The sequence below is a fragment of the Mesorhizobium sp. WSM4821 genome, from assembly GCF_055901555.1.
On sequence record NZ_CM148371.1, the window covers coordinates 2847174 to 2865087 of the forward strand.

At 60.2% G+C, this 17914-nt stretch carries 22 protein-coding genes and 1 tRNA gene; 9 read left to right on the plus strand and 14 right to left on the minus strand.

Annotated features, from left to right (window positions below):
• Positions 1–58: 58 nt before the first annotated feature.
• The 5 genes from AC0NID_RS13790 to AC0NID_RS13810 all read right to left on the minus strand — a co-directional run bounded on the left by AC0NID_RS13790 (position 59) and on the right by AC0NID_RS13810 (position 4128).
• A complete protein-coding gene (locus AC0NID_RS13790) occupies positions 59–544 on the minus strand; it encodes a UPF0262 family protein (RefSeq protein WP_473454495.1) in 486 nt (161 codons plus the stop codon).
• Positions 545–550: 6 nt separating this feature from the next.
• Entirely contained in the window at positions 551–1843 is a 1293-nt protein-coding gene (hisD, locus tag AC0NID_RS13795) for a histidinol dehydrogenase (protein WP_473454496.1), read from the minus strand.
• A gap of 10 nt (positions 1844–1853) precedes the next feature.
• On the minus strand, positions 1854–2285 hold the full coding sequence (locus tag AC0NID_RS13800; protein WP_473454497.1) for a DUF2948 family protein: 432 nt from the start codon (positions 2283–2285) through the stop codon (positions 1854–1856).
• A 189-nt stretch (positions 2286–2474) separates the two neighbouring features.
• Complete coding sequence (gene murA / locus AC0NID_RS13805) at positions 2475–3767, minus strand: UDP-N-acetylglucosamine 1-carboxyvinyltransferase (RefSeq protein ID WP_473454498.1); 1293 nt, start codon at positions 3765–3767, stop codon at positions 2475–2477.
• 148 nt (positions 3768–3915) lie between these two features.
• Positions 3916–4128 (minus strand): hypothetical protein, encoded by a 213-nt coding sequence (locus AC0NID_RS13810; RefSeq protein WP_473454499.1) that lies wholly within the window; start codon positions 4126–4128, stop codon positions 3916–3918.
• A 151-nt stretch (positions 4129–4279) separates the two neighbouring features.
• On the opposite strand from AC0NID_RS13810, the gene AC0NID_RS13815 reads away from it, so the two are divergent.
• Positions 4280–4354 (plus strand) — tRNA-Thr (locus tag AC0NID_RS13815).
• Positions 4355–4395: 41 nt separating this feature from the next.
• Here the strand turns inward: AC0NID_RS13815 and AC0NID_RS13820 are convergent.
• Entirely contained in the window at positions 4396–5394 is a 999-nt protein-coding gene (locus AC0NID_RS13820) for a lipid kinase (protein ID WP_473454500.1), read from the minus strand.
• Between the two features lie 385 nt (positions 5395–5779).
• Here AC0NID_RS13820 and AC0NID_RS13825 point away from each other — a divergent pair, with 385 nt between their 5' ends.
• Positions 5780–6109 carry a low affinity iron permease family protein gene (locus tag AC0NID_RS13825; protein WP_473454501.1) on the plus strand — a complete coding sequence of 110 codons (330 nt, stop codon included), beginning with the start codon at positions 5780–5782 and terminating at the stop codon, positions 6107–6109.
• A gap of 32 nt (positions 6110–6141) precedes the next feature.
• Positions 6142–6369, plus strand: coding sequence for a hypothetical protein (locus AC0NID_RS13830; RefSeq protein WP_473454502.1), 228 nt, complete (start codon positions 6142–6144; stop codon positions 6367–6369).
• Positions 6370–6781: 412 nt separating this feature from the next.
• On the opposite strand, the gene AC0NID_RS13835 is transcribed toward AC0NID_RS13830, so the two are convergent.
• Together AC0NID_RS13835 and AC0NID_RS13840 are read right to left on the minus strand one after the other, a co-directional pair.
• Positions 6782–6982, minus strand: a complete 201-nt coding sequence (locus tag AC0NID_RS13835) for a CsbD family protein (protein WP_473454503.1) — start codon at positions 6980–6982, stop codon at positions 6782–6784.
• A gap of 155 nt (positions 6983–7137) precedes the next feature.
• Positions 7138–7401, minus strand: coding sequence for a hypothetical protein (locus tag AC0NID_RS13840; protein WP_473454504.1), 264 nt, complete (start codon positions 7399–7401; stop codon positions 7138–7140).
• Positions 7402–7618: 217 nt separating this feature from the next.
• On the opposite strand from AC0NID_RS13840, the gene AC0NID_RS13845 reads away from it, so the two are divergent.
• Both AC0NID_RS13845 and AC0NID_RS13850 read left to right on the plus strand, forming a co-directional pair.
• Entirely contained in the window at positions 7619–7903 is a 285-nt protein-coding gene (locus AC0NID_RS13845) for a DUF3606 domain-containing protein (protein WP_473454505.1), read from the plus strand.
• Positions 7904–8199: 296 nt separating this feature from the next.
• Positions 8200–8436, plus strand: a complete 237-nt coding sequence (locus tag AC0NID_RS13850) for a DUF982 domain-containing protein (protein WP_474033472.1) — start codon at positions 8200–8202, stop codon at positions 8434–8436.
• A gap of 38 nt (positions 8437–8474) precedes the next feature.
• Here the strand turns inward: AC0NID_RS13850 and AC0NID_RS13855 are convergent, their stop codons facing one another.
• Positions 8475–8711: a DUF6894 family protein gene (locus AC0NID_RS13855; RefSeq protein ID WP_473454507.1), complete on the minus strand. Its 237-nt coding sequence runs from the start codon at positions 8709–8711 to the stop codon at positions 8475–8477.
• A 197-nt stretch (positions 8712–8908) separates the two neighbouring features.
• On the opposite strand from AC0NID_RS13855, the gene AC0NID_RS13860 reads away from it, so the two are divergent.
• Positions 8909–9628, plus strand: coding sequence for a Crp/Fnr family transcriptional regulator (locus AC0NID_RS13860; RefSeq protein ID WP_473454508.1), 720 nt, complete (start codon positions 8909–8911; stop codon positions 9626–9628).
• Between the two features lie 464 nt (positions 9629–10092).
• Here AC0NID_RS13860 and AC0NID_RS13865 read toward each other — a convergent pair whose 3' ends face one another.
• Positions 10093–10326 carry a hypothetical protein gene (locus AC0NID_RS13865; protein ID WP_473454509.1) on the minus strand — a complete coding sequence of 78 codons (234 nt, stop codon included), beginning with the start codon at positions 10324–10326 and terminating at the stop codon, positions 10093–10095.
• Positions 10327–10547: 221 nt separating this feature from the next.
• Here AC0NID_RS13865 and AC0NID_RS13870 point away from each other — a divergent pair, with 221 nt between their 5' ends.
• Positions 10548–11720 carry a sensor histidine kinase gene (locus AC0NID_RS13870; protein ID WP_473454510.1) on the plus strand — a complete coding sequence of 391 codons (1173 nt, stop codon included), beginning with the start codon at positions 10548–10550 and terminating at the stop codon, positions 11718–11720.
• 338 nt (positions 11721–12058) lie between these two features.
• Here AC0NID_RS13870 and AC0NID_RS13875 read toward each other — a convergent pair whose 3' ends face one another.
• Complete coding sequence (locus tag AC0NID_RS13875) at positions 12059–12973, minus strand: YihY/virulence factor BrkB family protein (RefSeq protein ID WP_473454511.1); 915 nt, start codon at positions 12971–12973, stop codon at positions 12059–12061.
• Positions 12974–13286: 313 nt separating this feature from the next.
• Between AC0NID_RS13875 and AC0NID_RS13880 the strand changes: the two genes are divergently transcribed.
• Positions 13287–13922, plus strand: a complete 636-nt coding sequence (locus AC0NID_RS13880) for an outer membrane protein (RefSeq protein ID WP_473454512.1) — start codon at positions 13287–13289, stop codon at positions 13920–13922.
• A 265-nt stretch (positions 13923–14187) separates the two neighbouring features.
• Here AC0NID_RS13880 and AC0NID_RS13885 read toward each other — a convergent pair whose 3' ends face one another.
• From AC0NID_RS13885 to AC0NID_RS13895, 3 genes are read right to left on the minus strand one after another with little or no spacing between them, the layout of a single operon-like run.
• Positions 14188–14541: a TadE/TadG family type IV pilus assembly protein gene (locus AC0NID_RS13885; protein ID WP_473454513.1), complete on the minus strand. Its 354-nt coding sequence runs from the start codon at positions 14539–14541 to the stop codon at positions 14188–14190.
• A 40-nt stretch (positions 14542–14581) separates the two neighbouring features.
• Positions 14582–15031, minus strand: coding sequence for a TadE/TadG family type IV pilus assembly protein (locus tag AC0NID_RS13890; RefSeq protein ID WP_473454514.1), 450 nt, complete (start codon positions 15029–15031; stop codon positions 14582–14584).
• Positions 15028–16263: a pilus assembly protein TadG-related protein gene (locus AC0NID_RS13895; protein ID WP_473454515.1), complete on the minus strand. Its 1236-nt coding sequence runs from the start codon at positions 16261–16263 to the stop codon at positions 15028–15030. Before AC0NID_RS13895 ends, AC0NID_RS13890 begins: the two co-directional genes overlap by 4 nt.
• Before the next feature lie 330 nt (positions 16264–16593).
• Between AC0NID_RS13895 and AC0NID_RS13900 the strand changes: the two genes are divergently transcribed.
• Positions 16594–17910 carry an NAD(P)H-dependent oxidoreductase gene (locus tag AC0NID_RS13900; RefSeq protein ID WP_473454516.1) on the plus strand — a complete coding sequence of 439 codons (1317 nt, stop codon included), beginning with the start codon at positions 16594–16596 and terminating at the stop codon, positions 17908–17910.
• Positions 17911–17914 lie beyond the last annotated feature (4 nt).

Sequence of the window (17914 nt, forward strand, 5' to 3'; positions counted from 1 at the left end):
ACCGCACACAAACAGGATCGAGCGGGGCAGGATCGAGCGGGGCAGAGCGGCAGGCAGTTCAGCCTCTCCAGTGCAGCACGCAAACCAGCGTGAACAGCCGGCGCGCCGTGTCGAAATCGATGTCGATCTTGCCTGCCAGCCGGTCCATTAATGTCTGCGAGCCCTCATTGTGCAGGCCGCGCCGGCCCATGTCGATCGCCTCGATCTGGCTGGGCGTCGAGGTTCGGATGGCCTCGTAATAGCTTTCGCAGATCATATAGTAGTCCTTTACGATGCGCCTGAGCGGCGTCAGCGACAGGATGTGGGTGACCACAGCGGCGCCATCCTCGCGCGTCACCGCAAAGACCAAGCGGGATTCGGCCAGCGACAGTTTCAGCCGGTAGGGTCCGGCGCCGCCGTCATTGACCGGCTGAAAGTGATTCTCCTCGATGAGGTCGAAGATCGCCACCGCCCGCTCATGCTCGACATCGGGCGTCGAACGGCCGATCGATTCGTCGAGTTCGACATCGATCAGCCTAGCATGGGTTCGATCGTAGTCCGACATGTCAATCTACATGTTCAGCCGGATAGTGACGGAACGTCCATGTGCGTCGAGGCCTTCCGCCTTGGCCAGCGCGATGGCCGCCGGCGCCAGCGCCCGCAACTGCTCCGGCCCGAGCTTCAGGATCGAGGTGCGCTTGACGAAATCGAGCACCGACAGCCCGGACGAGAAGCGCGCCGAGCGCGCCGTCGGCAGGACGTGGTTGGAGCCGCCGACATAGTCGCCGATAGCCTCCGGCGTGTGGCGGCCGAGAAAGACGGCGCCGGCATTGCGCATCCGCGCCAGGAAGGCTTCCGGCTCGTCGATGGCAAGCTCGACATGTTCAGCGGCGATGCGATCGACCAGCGGCAGTGCCGCCTCGATTCGGGGAACGAGGATGACGGCGCCGAAGTCGCGCCAGCTCGCCGCCGCCGTCGCCGCGCGCGGTAGGCCGGGCAACTGGCGTTCGACCGCCTGTTCGACCGCTTCGCCGAAGCTGGCATCGTCGGTAATCAGGATCGACTGCGCCGATACGTCATGCTCGGCCTGGGCAAGCAGGTCGGCGGCGATCCAGTCGGGATCGTTGCTGCCGTCTGCCACGACAAGCACTTCCGAAGGCCCGGCGATCATGTCGATGCCGACCGTGCCGAACACCTGGCGCTTGGCCGCCGCGACATAGGCATTGCCAGGGCCGACGATCTTGGCGACGGGCTTTATCGTCTCGGTGCCGAAGGCGAGCGCCGCGATCGCCTGCGCGCCGCCGACGCGGTAGATCTCGGATATGCCGGTCAGATCCGCCGCCACCAGCACCAGCGGATTGATGACGCCGCCGGGCGCCGGCACCGTCATGACGATGCGCTCGACGCCGGCGACCTTGGCTGGCACGGCGCTCATCAGCACCGAGCTCGGATAGCTCGCCGTGCCGCCCGGCACATAGAGCCCGACCGCCTCGATCGCCGTCCAGCGCGAGCCGAGCTCGACCCCGGCGGCGTCCGTATAGCGGTCGTCTTGCGGCCGCTGCCGCTCGTGATGGGAACGGATCCGGTCGCGGGCGAATTTCAGTGCCTCGATCGTCTCCGGGTTGGCGTCGTCGTAGGCCTTGGCGATGTCGTCCTGCGAGACGGCCATGCCGAGGCCCTTCAGATCGGCCTGTTCGAATTTCCGCGTATAGTCGATGAGCGCCGCGTCGCCCTCGGCGCGCACCCGCCCGATGATCGCGCGCACCACGGCATCGACATCGGCCGACACCTCCCGCTTGGTCAAAAGGAACGCGGCAAAGCGCTGCTCGAAATCGGCGTCGGACAGTCGAAGCGTGATGGCCATCTTGTGCTGCTCAGGCTCTGTGGAAGGGGCGCGACGTCGCTTCCCAGGCGCCGCCGATGTCGGCGAGCCGCGCCTCGATGCATTCGACATCGAGCATGATCGCGCCGCCGCCTGAAAAGATCAGCTCGACGATGCCGGCGGGCTTGTCGAGCGCGATGAAGCTGATCGCCAGCAGGGAGAGGACCTCGTTCGGCTTGTCGCGGGCAATGCCGCTGGTCTTGGCGCCCAGAACGCGATCGAAATGCAGCACGCTTTGCCGCCGCTCGTTGTGCTGGCGGATCAGGCCGGATTTCGCTTCCCAGACGAAGCGGTTCATGATCAGCACGAAGCGCTTGGTCGCCGGCATGTATTCGAGGTCGCCGACCTTCAGCACGGCGTCCTGGACATGGGCCGAGACGATGCTCAGATCCTGATCGTCGAGCGCGACAAGCTTGAGAGCCATGCGGATTTCACACCTGAAGGTTGATTATTCAGCCTTCTGTTAGAGCAAGATCCCGAAAAGTGGAAACCGGTTTTCGGAAAAGATCATGCTCAAGCTGGAATCTAGAGTATGGTCTCGATTGAAATCGAGATCATACTCCAGGCGATCTTTCCGGCTGCGCAACCGACGCGAAAGCCGCGCCGAAGCGCTTCACCCCGAAATCCGCTCGATCACCGCGCCGCAGCCGGACAGCTTTTCTTCCAGCCGCTCGAAACCGCGGTCGAGATGGTAGACCCGGTTGACCGTGGTCTCGCCTTCGGCCGCCAGGCCGGCGATGACCAGCGACACCGAGGCGCGAAGATCGGTTGCCATGACCGGCGCACCCTTCAGCTTCGGCACGCCGTCGACGATCGCCGTCTGCCCGGACAGCGTGATGTGGGCGCCGAGCCGGGCGAGCTCCTGGACATGCATGAAGCGGTTTTCGAAGATCGTCTCGGTGATGCGCGACTTGCCCTTGGCCATCGTCATCAGGCCCATGAACTGCGCCTGCAGGTCGGTCGGAAATCCCGGGAACGGCGCCGTCGCCACGTCGACTGGCGCAATGCCGGCGCCGTTGCGCCTGACGCGAATGCCGGAATTGGTCGGTGTGATCTCGGCACCCGTCTGGGCAATCACGTCGAGCGCCGTCTGCAACAGGTCGGCCCGCGCGCCTTCGAGCATGACGTCGCCGCCGGTCATGGCGACGGCCATCGCATAGGTGCCGGTCTCGATGCGGTCGGGTATCACCCGGACGCGCGCGCCCGACAGCGCTTCGACGCCGTCGATGGTGATGGTCGAGGTGCCGGCGCCGTAGATCTTCGCACCCATCGCGTTGAGGCAATCGGCGAGGTTGACGATCTCGGGCTCGCGGGCTGCGTTTTCGAGCACCGTCTCGCCCTTGGCCAGCGAAGCCGCCATCATCAGCACATGAGTGGCGCCGACCGAGACTTTCGGGAAGACGTAGCGGTTGCCGACAAGCCGGCCGTTCCTGGTTTTGGCGATGACATAGCCGGTGTCGACGTCGATATCGGCGTCCAGCGCCTGAAGGCCCTCCAGAAAAAGATCAACCGGGCGGGTGCCGATGGCGCAGCCGCCCGGCAGCGACACCTTGGCCTCGCCCATGCGGGCAAGCAGCGGGCCGATCACCCAGAAGGACGCGCGCATCTTCGACACCAGCTCGTAGGGCGCCGTGGTGTCGACGATGTTGCGGGCGGAGAAGGTGATGGTGCGCGAATAGCCCTCTTGCTGCTTTTCGCGGCGGCCGTTGACCGAATAATCGACGCCATGGTTGCCGAGGATGCGGATCAGCTGCTCGACATCGGCAAGGTGGGGCACGTTTTCGAGCGTCAACGTGTCGTCGGTCAACAGCGAGGCGATCATCAGCGGCAGCGCGGCATTCTTCGCGCCCGAGATCGGGATGCTTCCGGCAAGCTTGTTGCCGCCGACAATTCTGATGCGATCCATTTGAAGAACGTCCCCTCGGCCGAAAAAGCCGGTTTTCAATCGGTTGAGTCTCTCGTGGCCCATCTAGACTCAAGGCCCATCTAGACCATTGGCCGGCTAGGTTCAAGAAACAGGATTCCCACGCCCTGGGCCAAGCCTGTTGATATAGTCAATCCTTTTGCGTTTCCCTTAAGGCACCGACCCCGTCCGTCCGCTTTTCGGCGTCGCCGGTGCGCCGCGAGCGCGACTGCGCCTTGCGCTTCTGCAGATTGGCGCGCAATTGCTCGGCGAGCCGGGCCTTGCGGTCGGCAGCGGCCTTTTTCGATGGTTCCCGCTTGTCAGGTGGACCGCCCTTTTTCGGTGGGTTTGTCTGGTAGCTCATGGTCCTCATCCCGGCGAGCCGATGCGCCAGCCCGCTATTCAGGGATAGTCAACATTGTGGCGCTGCCATGTCCGCAAAACCGTCTGGCACAGGCTTTCCACACACGGCTTGCGCTTGCCGGTTCGATATGGCAGAAGCCCCGCCATCGGCGGCTGCGGTAGCTCAGTGGTAGAGCACTCCCTTGGTAAGGGAGAGGTCGAGAGTTCAATCCTCTCTCGCAGCACCAGTTTTCCCGAATGTTTTCTCTGGGCCGCATCACTCCCGCGATCAGGAGATCGTCGGTCTCGGCTGTCGTATCAATGAAATCGGCGCGGTCCATGACACGGGCGACGTGATCATCGGGCGTTGCCAACGAGATGATACGGCTTGGCGCGCCTGGGCGCGTGGCGGAGCGAGAACCGAGATCGCCTTCGGCAGAACCTTGAAATGGGCAGGCGTCGAGGTGACGATCTCGCCATCCGTGTTAACGGGCATTGGCTTTTTTGTCTCGATGTCGAACTCGATGCACCTGGCCGTGCGCACCTCACGCCAGGCACCATGCGTTCCAGAGCGGAACGAGCGGACCATCAGCGCCAGCTTCCACAGGTTCGTCATCTCCAGGCTATAGAGGTCGAGATGTCCGTCATCGATCTCGGCCGTCTCTTCCACCACGTTGCCGCCGCCATAATGCACTCCGTTTCCAACCGCGATTTGGTAGGTTTCGGCCTCGATCGCCGCACCCTTCTCGGTGATTTTCGCGTGGAACCGCACGGCCTTGGTCAACACTTTCATCGCCGCCAACGCATACCCAAGCCTGCCGAAACGCTTCTTCAGAGCGGGGTCGAGACCCTGCGCCAGTTCGGTGCTCAGTCCGATGCTCGCGACGTTGAAAAAGGCATGGCCATTGACGGTGCCGACATCGATCCGTCGCGTTCTGCCTCGCACGATCACGTCGGCGGCCTGCAGCAGGTTCGTCGGGATGTGGAGCGTGCGCGCGAGGTCGTTCGCCGTTCCCATCGGGACAATGCCCATCGGCAGGCCGCTTTCCACCACCGCCATCGCCGCCGACGACACCGAACCGTCGCCACCACACACGATCACAAGATCAGCCAGGTGCCGCAAGCGTACAATGTCGCGCGCAAGCTCGGGCAACGCCTCGAACGTCTCCACGGTGACGGAAAGCCCGCCAGCCTCCAGCCGCTCGATGATTGGCGCCATCGGCTCATGGCCGCGCCGCGCCTTGGGATTGACGAGCAGCAAAGCGCGTCTGTTAGCTGTTTTGTTCATTCACAGTTGGGTCGAGTGGTCCATGGCACACCCACATAAGGTGGCTGCTTGCAGATTTCGACCCCAACCGTCGCTTCTCTCGCGAGGTTTTCTGCCGCAGGGACCCTGTATCAAGGTGCCTACCATTATGTTTGGGACCTTCTGAACTGAGACAAGCTTCGCAAAAAAATCATCCGTCGGTTCTGACGATTAGGGAAACGTACGTGATCCTTCTGCTGGCACTCGCCGACTGCTGAGCGTCCAAAGCCGGTACGCCACACGCAACAAACCGCGTCGGCCCACGTTCATTAGTCATGACATCTCCACTGGGCCGCCGATTATCCCGGCCACACGCGAACAGGTCCGGCATGAGCGATTCTTGACCGGGCACAGGAGACCGCGGCAAATGACAAGCAATCAGGTCAGGAGCGCCATTACACATATTGGCACGCTAACATCCCGCCCGCAGGCGTTTCTGGTCTTCTTCGCCTACGTCGGCCTCTGGCTCATCTTCGATCGGCGCAGCATAGATTGGCACGCCATTGCGACACTGGCGACCTGGGCAATGACCCTGTTCATTCAACGTGCCGAGCAACGCGACACACAGGCGCTGCACGCTAAACTGGACGAATTGCTTCGTGCGACTGGTGAGGCTGACAGCGAAACCGCAAGAATCGACGACAAGGAACCGGAAGAGATCGAGGCCCAGCGGGAGCGGGACCGGGACAACGTTTGAGCAGCGTCGGCGCTTGGCGAAGGTGGCTGGCAATGCGGGTCTCCACGGCACGTCATCAAATCATAGCATTTGCCGCTGGCGAGGAAGCGCGCCGCAAGGATTGGCGTCCGGGTACTGCGGTTTGGGGGACATCCACACCTACAGAAAAAAATCCGCCGGCCGAAGCCAGCGGAGAACAGGTCTGGAGTAGCCAGAGTGAACTGGCATGTGAAAAACGCGCCGAAGAGAGTTTTGTTGCAATACGCCGAGAGAAATATTAGCGACTCCTGACGATCCGCTGCCCGCTCAAATCTCTACATCGCTAAGGGAAAATTGCGGACATCAATATCGGCATGTGGTGATCGCCATGAGTGCTGAAGATGCTGCATGTGGAACGGCCAGCACAGAACAGCTCCAAAGCCACGGCTGGCGGCCGGCGGACTGACCACGTCGTTGCCGGCACGATCTCCGATTTGGCGTCTGTTCTTGCAAATTCCGGCTCAGATTCGTGCCTGCTGCGCCCAGCCGCTACCGCAGCCCCAAGAAGCTCAAAATGGCTATGACGATCACGATGGCGCCGACCAGCCAGATAATGTTGTTCATCTTACGCTCCTTCACCTCTAGGCCACGCCCGAATATCGGGTCGAGATTCGCCGCGCACATAGAACATTAAATGCGGCTAAAAGTTCCGCGCTAGGTGAGCCTGCTGGACCAGTCGTCTATCTGGCGCTCTGCCTCCTCTTTGGCGATCCCATACCGCTCCTGAATACGCCCTGCGAGCTGGTCACGATTGCCCTCGATGCGATCAAGGTCGTCGTCCGTGAGGTCGCCCCATTGCTCCTTGGCCTTGCCTTTGAACTGCATCCATTTTCCCTTGATCTGATCCCAGTTCATGGATTCCTCCTTTGCTGTACAAAGGAAATGCAAATGGACCCCACATGTTCCCGAGTTTCGGATCGCCTCTGACGATTGTTGTTGGCGTCGCGGCAGAAAGCCGCCGGCCAGAGCCAGCGTCCGCGTCGTGAACTCAAACGATTCCCTCAGCGGGATCAGCTGGCGCGCGCCAGGGCGATCGATATTACGTTATCTGCATCCGCCCCCGGTAGATCGAACAGCATCGGGAGTTGGCGGGTCATAGCCATTTCTACGATCAGTTCTTCGATGGAAGCTGTCGGCAGGTCCGTCTTGACGCTGTGCGAGATCATCGAGGCAAGCTTGTGGACGGGCACTGGCGCCGACTTCGCACGGTCGTCGAGCAATCTGCTGATTTCGATTACAACGTCTGCGTCAATGCTCATTGGCAATTCGCGCATGGCTCTTCCTCCTGCCCGCATCATGCGCGTGCCAGAGGGCTAAGTCTCAAAAAATCGACAATGAACTCAACCGAAGGTGCGTTGGTCCGTTTGGCCCCGGCGTTCGGGCCTGCGGCGAAAAGCACAGGCGCACCGGCGTCACATGCGGCAACGAAATCGCTCCTTTTGCGTTGGCGAACCATACATCGTGGGCAAACACGAGCAAAGGAGAGTAAGCATGACAGCCGACGCGGCAACGCTCTATCCCCGCCATCGGGATCGGATTTCCGGCAGCGAGGATTACGTAGTAAGGCATTTTGCGCGGCAAAACGGCATCACCCCGGCGCAAGTTCATCAGCTGATCAAAAAATATGGAAGCAACCGCGCAAAGTTGGTGGCTGCGGCGAAGGAACTTCGCACGTCGCTTCGACCGGATGCCCCTAGGACCATGCCAGCCTTGGGGCGCCGCACCGGGCGTCCCAGCGCCGGCCTCGATGCCAGGAATGGGTTAGAAACGCGGTGAAGAGACTGCTGAAGACAATCCCAGCCGACGACGTGGTCTTCGGACCTTCAATCCTGACCGTTGCAGCCAACCTCTGTTCGACATCATCGCGGGTTTCCTGCGGTCTTGTGAAGTTTTCGCGCTGAGAGGGCACCCGCACCCACAGCAAGTGTGAAGAGTGCGATTGGTGCGATGAAAGAGACGCATTCGGATGCAACTAGTTCGCGACGGTCGCGTTGTGTCGATCTCGCAAACGGAGTTGGTGCACGATGGGCAAGTTTCTACCGCTTTCGATCTGCTTTGTAGATGGACGCTCGATGCAGGTGTCGTCAATCAGCGAGGCTGAGAAAGCATTGGCCGGGCACTGGCCGAAAAAAGAGGCAGACGCATACAGGGAGGCTGTTCGCCTTCTCGCTGCGGCAAGGGACGGTATCTGTACGCCGCATACCGCCTTCCTTGCGTTTGAGAAGGCGGCTCGGCAGCAATGTCTGCTTAAACCCCGGAAGTCGAGTGCGGGTCTTCGGATATTGGATTCTCTGAGCGCACCGAACTAGGCGCGAGCTTGGCTACGCCTTACTTCCAACCTTGGTTCCTAACAACTCCAATCTGATGTCAGGGTGAGTGACGCCTCGAAAATTTGCCGATCACCGTCGGTTCGGATTTTGACGGTGACCTTCACCAGATCGACATCCGGCATCTCGTCGTGCGCGATGTCGTGCAATATCCGAAGCGCCTCTGCTCTCGCTCGGTCGGGCGTCTCGAACAATTGCCCCTCGGCATCCCTTTCTGGACCGTCGGCGTTGTAGACGTCAAAATAGAAGCGCTGCATCTTGGGAAACCCAGACTGATATCGTGTGCTAATTCGCGTTGATCGCCATTGTTCCGCAGCGATGGCATTTCAGTAGGATGGGGTGCATTGTTGTTAGGGTACGCCATTTTCCGAAGGCCTAGAGGGCCCGAAGCCGCGCAGTGTGCTTCCAATTACCCTCGGCGATCGGCGTTCAGGCGCGATTGCTGGAGGTCAGGATGCTTGAGTCCCTATTTCTCAACCTCGGTCAGCACGATGCCCTTTCTGACGGAGAAAAGGCCTTGTTGGCCGGCGCCATGTCGTTCGAGAAGGATTTTTCGATCGGACAGGATTTGGTTTCGGAAGGGTCTAGACCAACCTACAGCACGTTGATTCTTGATGGTCTGGCCGCCCGCTACAAAGTGCTCGAGAATGGCGGTCGGCAATTTACCTCATTGCAGGTGCCGGGCGATTTTGTCGACCTTCACGCCTTCCTGCTGAAAACGATGGACCATGGCATTGTGGCGCTGTCGCCCTGTCGAGTGATTGTCGCAGAGCACAGCCGCCTGCGGGTCATCACAGAGGAAGCTCCACATCTTACCAGGCTGTTATGGCTTGATACGCTTGTAGACGGCGCGATCCATCGCGAGTGGATCGTGGCCATGGGGCGGAGGTCGAAGACAGCGCATCTTGCCCACCTTGTCTGCGAGCTTTTCGTGCGCCTGCAGGTCGTGAAGCGCACCAACGGCATGAGTTTCCACCTCCCGCTGTCGCAGGCCGAGCTGGCCGATGTGCTTGGCCTGTCTGTTGTTCATATGAACCGGGTTATCGGCGCGTTGCGTAAAGTTGGGGTGATAAGCTGGGCGAATTACACTGTGACCATCTTGGACTGGCACCGGCTGCAGGAAATCGCCGAATTCGATCCAACCTATCTCAGTATGGCGCGGGAGCCGCGGTGAAATGCTTAGCTGAGGTGCTTGTCGGATCTTCGAAGGGGATGCTGCTGTCATGGAACCCGTGCGTGCCTCTGTCGGGTCGACAGAAGGTATGGATAATCACTTCGCGAATGCGTCCGGTCACTTCACCGATCTGCCGCTGACGATGCCCTCTGCGTCCGCCGCCCCGGTCTGATCAGCCAAGTCCATTTCCGCCAGCATTGGATCTTTGACGGGCCCTTCGGGCGTTGATATCCAGCGGTATGGGAAATCGGCCCCGCGTGTGTTGATGGCACAGTAATGTAGCTGCGCCAATTCGGTTTTTCGTCACCAACATTTGATATAGGCAGGATTTGTATATCTGCGTACACGGTCCGTATGGGCAAGAGAAAGAGCAACCCCGACTCCGACTCCGAGAACCACTCGTATGAGGTTGAATTCTTTGCGAAAAAGCATGGTCTCTCGCTAAAAGCCGCAAGGATCATTCTTTATTCTAACGGGCCGTCGCGGACTATGTGTGACGCGGCGGCGAAAGCGTTCGTCGCGGCTGTTGCTGCCAGGGGGAAAACAATGCGTGCCGCGTCGACGGCCCCAATTTGCAGGCGATCTGAACCCTGATGAACATTTCGGCAAATCCGGACCGCTTCAACTGAAGCACCGAACAGGCCACCGAACGTGGCGTAAACATTGACCCGCCTTTCGATTTCGAAGGTAGGTTCCACGTCGATGGCTTCTACGCGCAGGCCTAGCCATGTCGATCAACACCGATCCCAGACTTGATCTAGGTCAACCAGCATTGTCGCACCGGAAGCTAGGATTTCAGAATAAGCCTGTTGGCATCGGCGAACAAACAGGCGCGTAATCGATTTGAGATGGAGTTTGAAAACGGGCTGGAAGCTGACTCGCAAGTCAATGAGTAACGTACCGAATCGTCCCGAGCTGTATGCTGGAAGAGAATTTTTCACGCGCCATGCTCAGCCTGATTGTGGCGGAGGAAGTCGTGCACACAGTAAGCTTTAAGTTTCTGGAGTCAGGCGGAGAAATGGCTTCTGCTGTGCGCGCCTACGACTGGGCTTCAACGTCGCTTGGTCCGATCGAGAGTTGGGGCGCGTCGCTGAGGACGGCCGTGGGCATTATGCTGAGCTCTGCCTTTCCAAAATGCATCGTCTGGGGGCCCGAATTGGTCACGATCTATAACGACGCATTCCGACCGCTCCTGGGCGACAAGCCGGAAGCGTTGGGCAGGCCGTTCTCGGAAGTTTGGGCCGAGGCGTGGGACACAATTGGGCCGATCGCAGACAGGGCATTCGCGGGCGAAGCCACCTTCATCGAAGACTTCCCTCTCGTGGTCGATCGGCATGGGTATCCGGAGCAGGCCTGGTTCACGTTTTGCTACAGTCCCATCCGCGACGCGGAAGGCAAGGTCGCCGGCATAATGGACACGGTTATCGAAACGACGGGTAAAGTCAGGGCCGAGCAGAATTCCCGTCTTATCAATGCCGAGCTTGCCCATCGAATCAAGAACCTACTGGCAATGGTATCCGCCATCGCCAGCCAGACATTCCATTCGGCTTCATCCATGGAGGAAGCCAAGGCCACGCTTGGCAAGCGTCTCTCGGCGCTAGGAGAAGCTCACTCGGTCTTGGCGAAAGAGAGCTGGGGCGGTGCGTCTGTAAGTGCCGTCATCGAAAGGGTTCTATCCCCGTTCCGAAGCGTTGGGGGCCGCATAACCATCGAAGGTCCGCCTCTCGACCTCGCGGCCAGGCAGGCGTTGTCGCTGGCTTTGGCGATCCACGAGTTGGCCACCAACGCCTCCAAATATGGAGCCCTGTCGGACGATTGCGGGCGGGTGACCATTTCGTGGAAGATCGGCAGGCCTGGTTCGGACGAAGAGTTTCGTCTTGTTTGGGAGGAGCATGGAGGCCCCATCGTTGCCGAGCCCAAACGTCGCGGCTTTGGTTCACGTCTGATCGAGAAAGCACTAGCAGGGGAGTTTCACGGTAAGGTGGGCGTTCACTATGCTCCGCAAGGACTTAGATGTGAGCTGTCCACCACGATGGTCAACATCCGCATCGAGGCCGCAGAGTTGGAAACTCCTTCTCCAAGAGCAGACTAACGAGCCGAGTGCAGGGCGAGGAACGATGTGCTGCGCGCGATACAGGTGCGCAACACCATCTTGCCATCTTTTGCAGTGGAGCCGTCCTTAGAGTTCTGCAGCCGAGTTCAAATGACGTCCTCTGTTTCGCCTCCCAGCAAGGTCTGGCTGGCTTCGGTTCCAATGCCCGCGCCTGATCGCGGGTTCCGCGTCGTGGAAACGCCGATCGCTGCGATCGGATGTCCCCAAAGCCCATCCCAGCCTCTGGCGCCGCGCCGGACGTCTCAGCGCCGGCGCCAGAAATGGCTTAGAAACGCGGTGAGAAGACTGCTGAAGACAACCCAGCCGAGGACTTCGTTTCATTTCCGGTCCTGGTCTGCAGCCAGCTTCTGTTCGCGATCACTGGCCTTGATCGTCGCCTCCAGATCGGTTCGGCTGCCGTGTCGAACCGAGTAGGCTCGTGTAATTTCGGCGCCCAATAGAAAAATCTCGGACGAATAATAGACCCACAACAGCACGACGAGCAGGGCACCGGCCGCCCCGTATGAGGATGCGGCAGCGCTGGCTCCGATATACCAGCCGATCAGTGACTTGCCGATCGTGAACAGAAACGCCGTCACCACGGCGCCGATGCCAACGTCGCGCCATCGCAGCGCGCGGTCGGGCAGGACCTTGTAGATTGCCGCGAACAAGAGCGCGATCAGGGCAAACGAGACGATCCCGTTGATTGCGCTCAGGATCATGGTGCCGAAGGGTAGATAGGCGTTGATGATGTCGCCGAGCGCCGAAATTGCCGCGCTCGCCACCAGGGACACCAGCAGCAGGAAGCCAAGCGCCGCGACGAGCCCGAGGCTTGCGGCGCGGGCCCGCACAAGCCTGGAAATCGACGTTCCACCCGGTTTGACTTTCCAGATCTCGTTCAGCGCAAGCTGCATTTCGCCGAACACGCCGGATGTGGTGACGAACAGCGTGACGAGCCCCAAAATCGTGGCAAGAGTGCCTGCTGTCCGACGCGATGCGTTTTCGATCGTCGCTTGCAAAAGCTCCGCGCTCTGCGCACCCATCAGGCCCGCGAGCTGGGCCGAAAGGGCAAGTTGCGCCGCATCGTTGCCGAAGGCCAGGCCAGCGATAGCGACAACGATGAGCAGGATCGGCGCAAGCGAGGTCGTGGCGTAAAACGCCATTGCCGCCCCGTGGCTCAGCGCGTTGTCATTGATGAAGCCGACAATGCTCTCCGCAACGAGTGCCCAGCCCTCTTTCGCCACATTCCACATATTTGCCTCACCTGCTTCTCAGCAGGCAATTAGAGGCGGCGCGGCAACGGGCCAGGGCAGCATGTCGCAGTTCAGATGATGGACCTGGGTTTCGGCGCGGCCTCTCGCACCGGCTCTCTACCGATAGGGGGGGCAGTAAATTTGAGAGCTACGACCCTGTCATGTTGCCGTTCCGGTGCGCGGCCGCTTGGCATGGCGCCGTTGGCGGGAGGTCGACGTGCCGCTGGTTTTCCCGCACCGTTGCAATTCCGCAACAGACTTTGAGGGCATAGCAGGCTACGGTTAAAGTTATTTCAAGCCGAGGAGGGGTGCTATGTTTTCCATCAGACGGACTGCTCTCACCGCCACGGTTCTGCTTGCCTGGAGCGGATGCGCTCTCGCGGCGGACCCGGTGTATGAGGAGCCTGTGGTCGCTTCGGTCTATGACTGGAGCGGAGTCTATCTTGGCGTTCAGGGCGGCTACGGCTGGGCTGATGCGGATGTGACGATTTTCACCGCTCCACCAACTGTTGGATCGGTCGATCTGGATGGACCATTTGTCGGAGCGCTCGCCGGCTATAATTTCCAGTCCGGGAATTTCGTGTTCGGTATCGAGGGCGATGTAAACAAGAGCTGGATCGAGCTCGACGATGATGACGGAGACGCCGAGATCGACTGGTTCGGATCCGTGCGCGGACGCGTAGGGTACGCTTGGGATCGCACCTTGCTTTTCGGCACGGCGGGCATTGCTTTTGCGAGTGGCGAAGTGTCTTCGATCGTGGTGGGGGAAGATGACGATCTGAGCTTCACCGGCTGGACCGCGGGCCTCGGCGTTGAACATGCTTTCACCGACAACTGGCTTGGACGGGCCGAGTATCGCTACTACGATTTCGGTACAGAAGACATCACGCGCGGGGAAGTCGACCTGACGATGCACACGGTCTCCGTAGGCATCGCATACAAGTTCTGACGAAGCCGGCAGGCGAGCCGACTGCGGTGCGGCTGTCCTGTCCAGAAAATGTCTTTGTAGCTATCAAAAGCGCGTCGCGTTGAAGAGATTCAGGCGACGCGCTTTAAGTTTGTTTACGCAGTCATTATCCCAAAACCACTGCGCACTTTTGGCGACATGCATTGGAACGACGATCCGCTTGCTCAGACCACCGGCCGGCCGATCGACCCTGCGGCGGCGCTGATCAATCGGCGCCCCCTTTGCCTAAGGGCGCTATTGGACGCGCTCACGATGCGACCAGCGGAACTGTGACAGTTGTCGCATAGTCTATTGGATACTGGTCGAAGTACGGGAACTCGATCACGAAAGCATATCTGGCCGTGAGATGCGCCATGCGGAAGCCGCCGCTAGGGGGGTCGATCGCTATCGTCACGTTGACATTTTTCAATCCCATGGCGAGCAATTTTTGCGTAGCGATGGCCTGTATTTCGCTTTGAGTCAGCGAGTTCTTCATCTGCAGCACACGCGAGGACGTTTCCAGCGTGTACCGAACACTCGACATGGCATTCAGAGCCCAGCCGAATGCGAAGATGCCGAACAGAAGCACGATCAGAAAAGGCGCGATCAGCGCGAACTCCAACGCAGCTCCGCCTGATCCATCACGCGTGAAAGTTTTCCGTTTAGCGGACACGAATCACCTGTTGGTGACTGAGCTCGCGCGACAGGGAAAACACGCCGAAACTGTAGGGCGGGGACCATGTCGCCGTCGCGTGTATTTCAACGAAGACCGAGGGAGTTTTCAAACCGTTGCACAGGGTTGATGGATCGGCCACGGTACTCCCACACATGTATTTGCGCCCCAAAGTCACCTGCGCGTCGCCGGGACGGTTTTCCCAGCTCGAAAGGGCAACGGCTTGGATGGCCGCGTCGTTGGCTGATCCTTGCATCACAAGGTTTGCCGCCGTCTTGACGCCTGCACGCATCGACAACGAGCTTGATACGAAAGACCAGCCGTTAATGACGCCAAGAAGTGCCAGGCAAAGGATCGGCAAAACCAGCGCAAACTCCACCGCGGCCGCGCCCGAATCGTTCCGAAAAGCCCGGAATGGTCGCCGTTCCACGAAGATCACTCGACAAGCCGAACGGACTGCGTTGCCGGGATTTCTCGCATCCCGAGGCTGGTGCAATCCTGGTTGATACTAGTGTTGCCGGACCACTGCACAGTGCTGGCGACGACCTGCGTGCAACCACCTTTGCCCGAGAAATTGCCGAGGTAATTGACCGCCTGCGTTGGAAAATACAGGGCGCCGGTCAAAAGCGAATCCGCCGTGCCATTGAACGTGTTCGATCCCGTCAGGTTTGCTCTGTCGCCGTAAAACAGCACACCCGAATAGGTGCCTGATGTCGGTGCGCTAAGCTTGACGGTGGCCGTGCCGTTCATGGTGACGCCGGAGGTGCCGGCCAGATAGATGGTGACCCCCTCGCCGGAAATATTTGCATTCGAACTCGCTTTGAAATCGCCTCCCTGAATGACGTATACCCCGGGCGAGAGCGTTACATTGCCGCTCAGGCTGAGCCCCTTGCAGTATGTTCCAGGCTGCAATGTCGACTGATTGCCGTTTTGACAGGGATTCGTGGCTGCCGGCGCCGACAAGTCGGCAAAAGGATCGGCAGCGGGCAACGCCTGGGTTATCGGGCTGGTGCAGAGGGTCTTTACAGGATTGGCCAATGACATCCCACCGGCCGATATCAGGCAGTCGGTATCAAGGCTTGCCGATCCCTGAAGCTTGATGGCGTCCGGAGCTATCGAATTCGACATGACGGAGCAGCCCGTCATTTTTGTGGTCGAGCTGCCGGAAAAGAGCGCCGCTTTCGAGGCGGAAGGATTGAGCGCCAGAAGGCAGGCTTTTGAAGCGTCAGTAATAAGAGCCACCGCTCTTGCTTGCGCGCCAACCGCGTCTTGCGTGAATATCGACGTGAAAAATCGATCGAGGTTCTGATGAACGATGACCTCGACCGCCTTTTTTGCGACATTCGGTCCTGACGATGGCGGCGTGAAGACCTCAATCGTTCCTGTTGATGGTGCCCAGCCGTTCGTGGTTGCTGACAGCGTTGCGGCCGAGACGATCGTTGGCTTGTCGGATCCCGAGACTTTTTCCAAGGCGCCGGCATAGGCTGCCGCATCCGCCGCCGCCTGCAGCTTCAGGCTGCTGTAGTACCAATAGGAGGTCTCGACGCCCAGGCCCGCTCCGCCGACAACAATTGGCAAAGACAGGGCAAAAATAGTAGCAACGTTGCCGCTCTCGCCGGCTCGTCGCGGGCAGCGGAACAAACACCTTGAGGTACGGGCACGCCAATCCATTCCCCATTTAAGCAAGGATGCATAAAGGAATGACTAAGAATTTCCCTCCATTTGTTTAGCCGCGCTCCTCGCCGTCCGCCGGCGCTGAACCAGCTTCTTCCAGGCCAGACGCCGCGTTGCGGCGTCACAAGTCTTGCTGGCTGGATAGAACGCGAACCTTGGCTCCAAAAAGATCTTCTGACACTTTGGGCCGGAGCATGATTTTTGCTGGCACCAATTCGGTTCTCGCGTCATGCGCCAAGAAATTGGCGCCTGCGGCAGGTTTCGTTGGCAAAAGGTTACCTTTCCCTGCTATTCCCGCCCGCACATCAAAATTCAGTGGAACCGCGCATGACCAATGTCGCCCTGACCGGGCTTGCCCGTGATCTCGCCAAGCGCGCCGCGGAGGGCCGCCCGGTGCGCATCGGCGTCATCGGCTCCGGCGAGATGGGCACGGACCTGGTGACGCAAGGCATGCTGATGCCGGGCATTTCGATATGCGCCATCTCGACCCGCCGCCCGCACACAGCGCGCGATGCTGTCCGTATCGCCTACGGCGACGAGGCGATGGCGCGGGAAGCCGAGACCGACATCAAGGTCACCGAGGCGATCGAGAGTGGCAAGATCGCCATCACCTCGAACGAGATGATGGTGACCAATCCGCTGATCGACGTGGTCATCGACGCCACCGGCAAGCCCGGCGTCGCCGCCGATTTCGACCTGATGGCAATGGAGCACGGCAAGCACCTAGTGATGATGAACGTCGAGGCCGACGTCACCATCGGCTGCTATCTGAAGCAGCAGGCCGACCGGCTCGGCGTCGTCTATTCGGTCGGCGCCGGCGACGAGCCGTCGAGCTGCATGGAGCTGATCGAATTCGCTTCCGCGCTCGGTTACGCCATCGTCTCGGCCGGCAAGGGCAAGAACAACCCGCTCAACCACGACGCCGTGCCTGACGACTATCGCGCGGAAGCGCTCCGCCGCAACATGAACCCGCGCATGCTGGTTGAATTTGTCGACGGATCCAAGACCATGGTCGAGATGTGCGCCATCGCCAACGCGACCGGGCTGGTGCCCGACATTGCCGGCATGCACGGTCCCAGGGCCGACCGCGACGAACTGGCCAAGGTGCTCATCCCGCGCGCGGATGGCGGCATCCTGTCGAGGAAGGGCGTCGTCGACTACACGATCGGCAAGGGTGTGGCGCCCGGCGTCTTCGTCATCGTCGAGGCGACGCATCCGCGCATTGTCGAGCGCATGGACGACCTGAATATTGGCCACGGCCCCTACTACAGCTTCTTTCGGCCGTATCATCTGACCTCGCTGGAAGTACCGCTGACAGCCGCCCGCATTGCGCTCTATGGCAAGCCGGACATGGTGCCGCTGCCGAGGCCGGTCGCCGAGGTTTGCGCCGTGGCCAAGCGCGATCTGGCAGCCGGCGAGATTTTCGATGCGATCGGCGAGACCTGCTACCGATCCTGGACCATGACCGCCGAAGAGGCCCGCGCCAACCGCGCCGTGCCGGTCGGCCTGCTCGAGGGCGGCAAGGTGCTGAAACCGGTCAGGAAGGGCGAACTGCTGACATCAGGCAATGCCGCGCCCGACGCGACGACCAGGCTGTTCGCCTTGCGCCGGCTGCAGGACGAGATGCTGTATGGAGCGAACTGAGGGG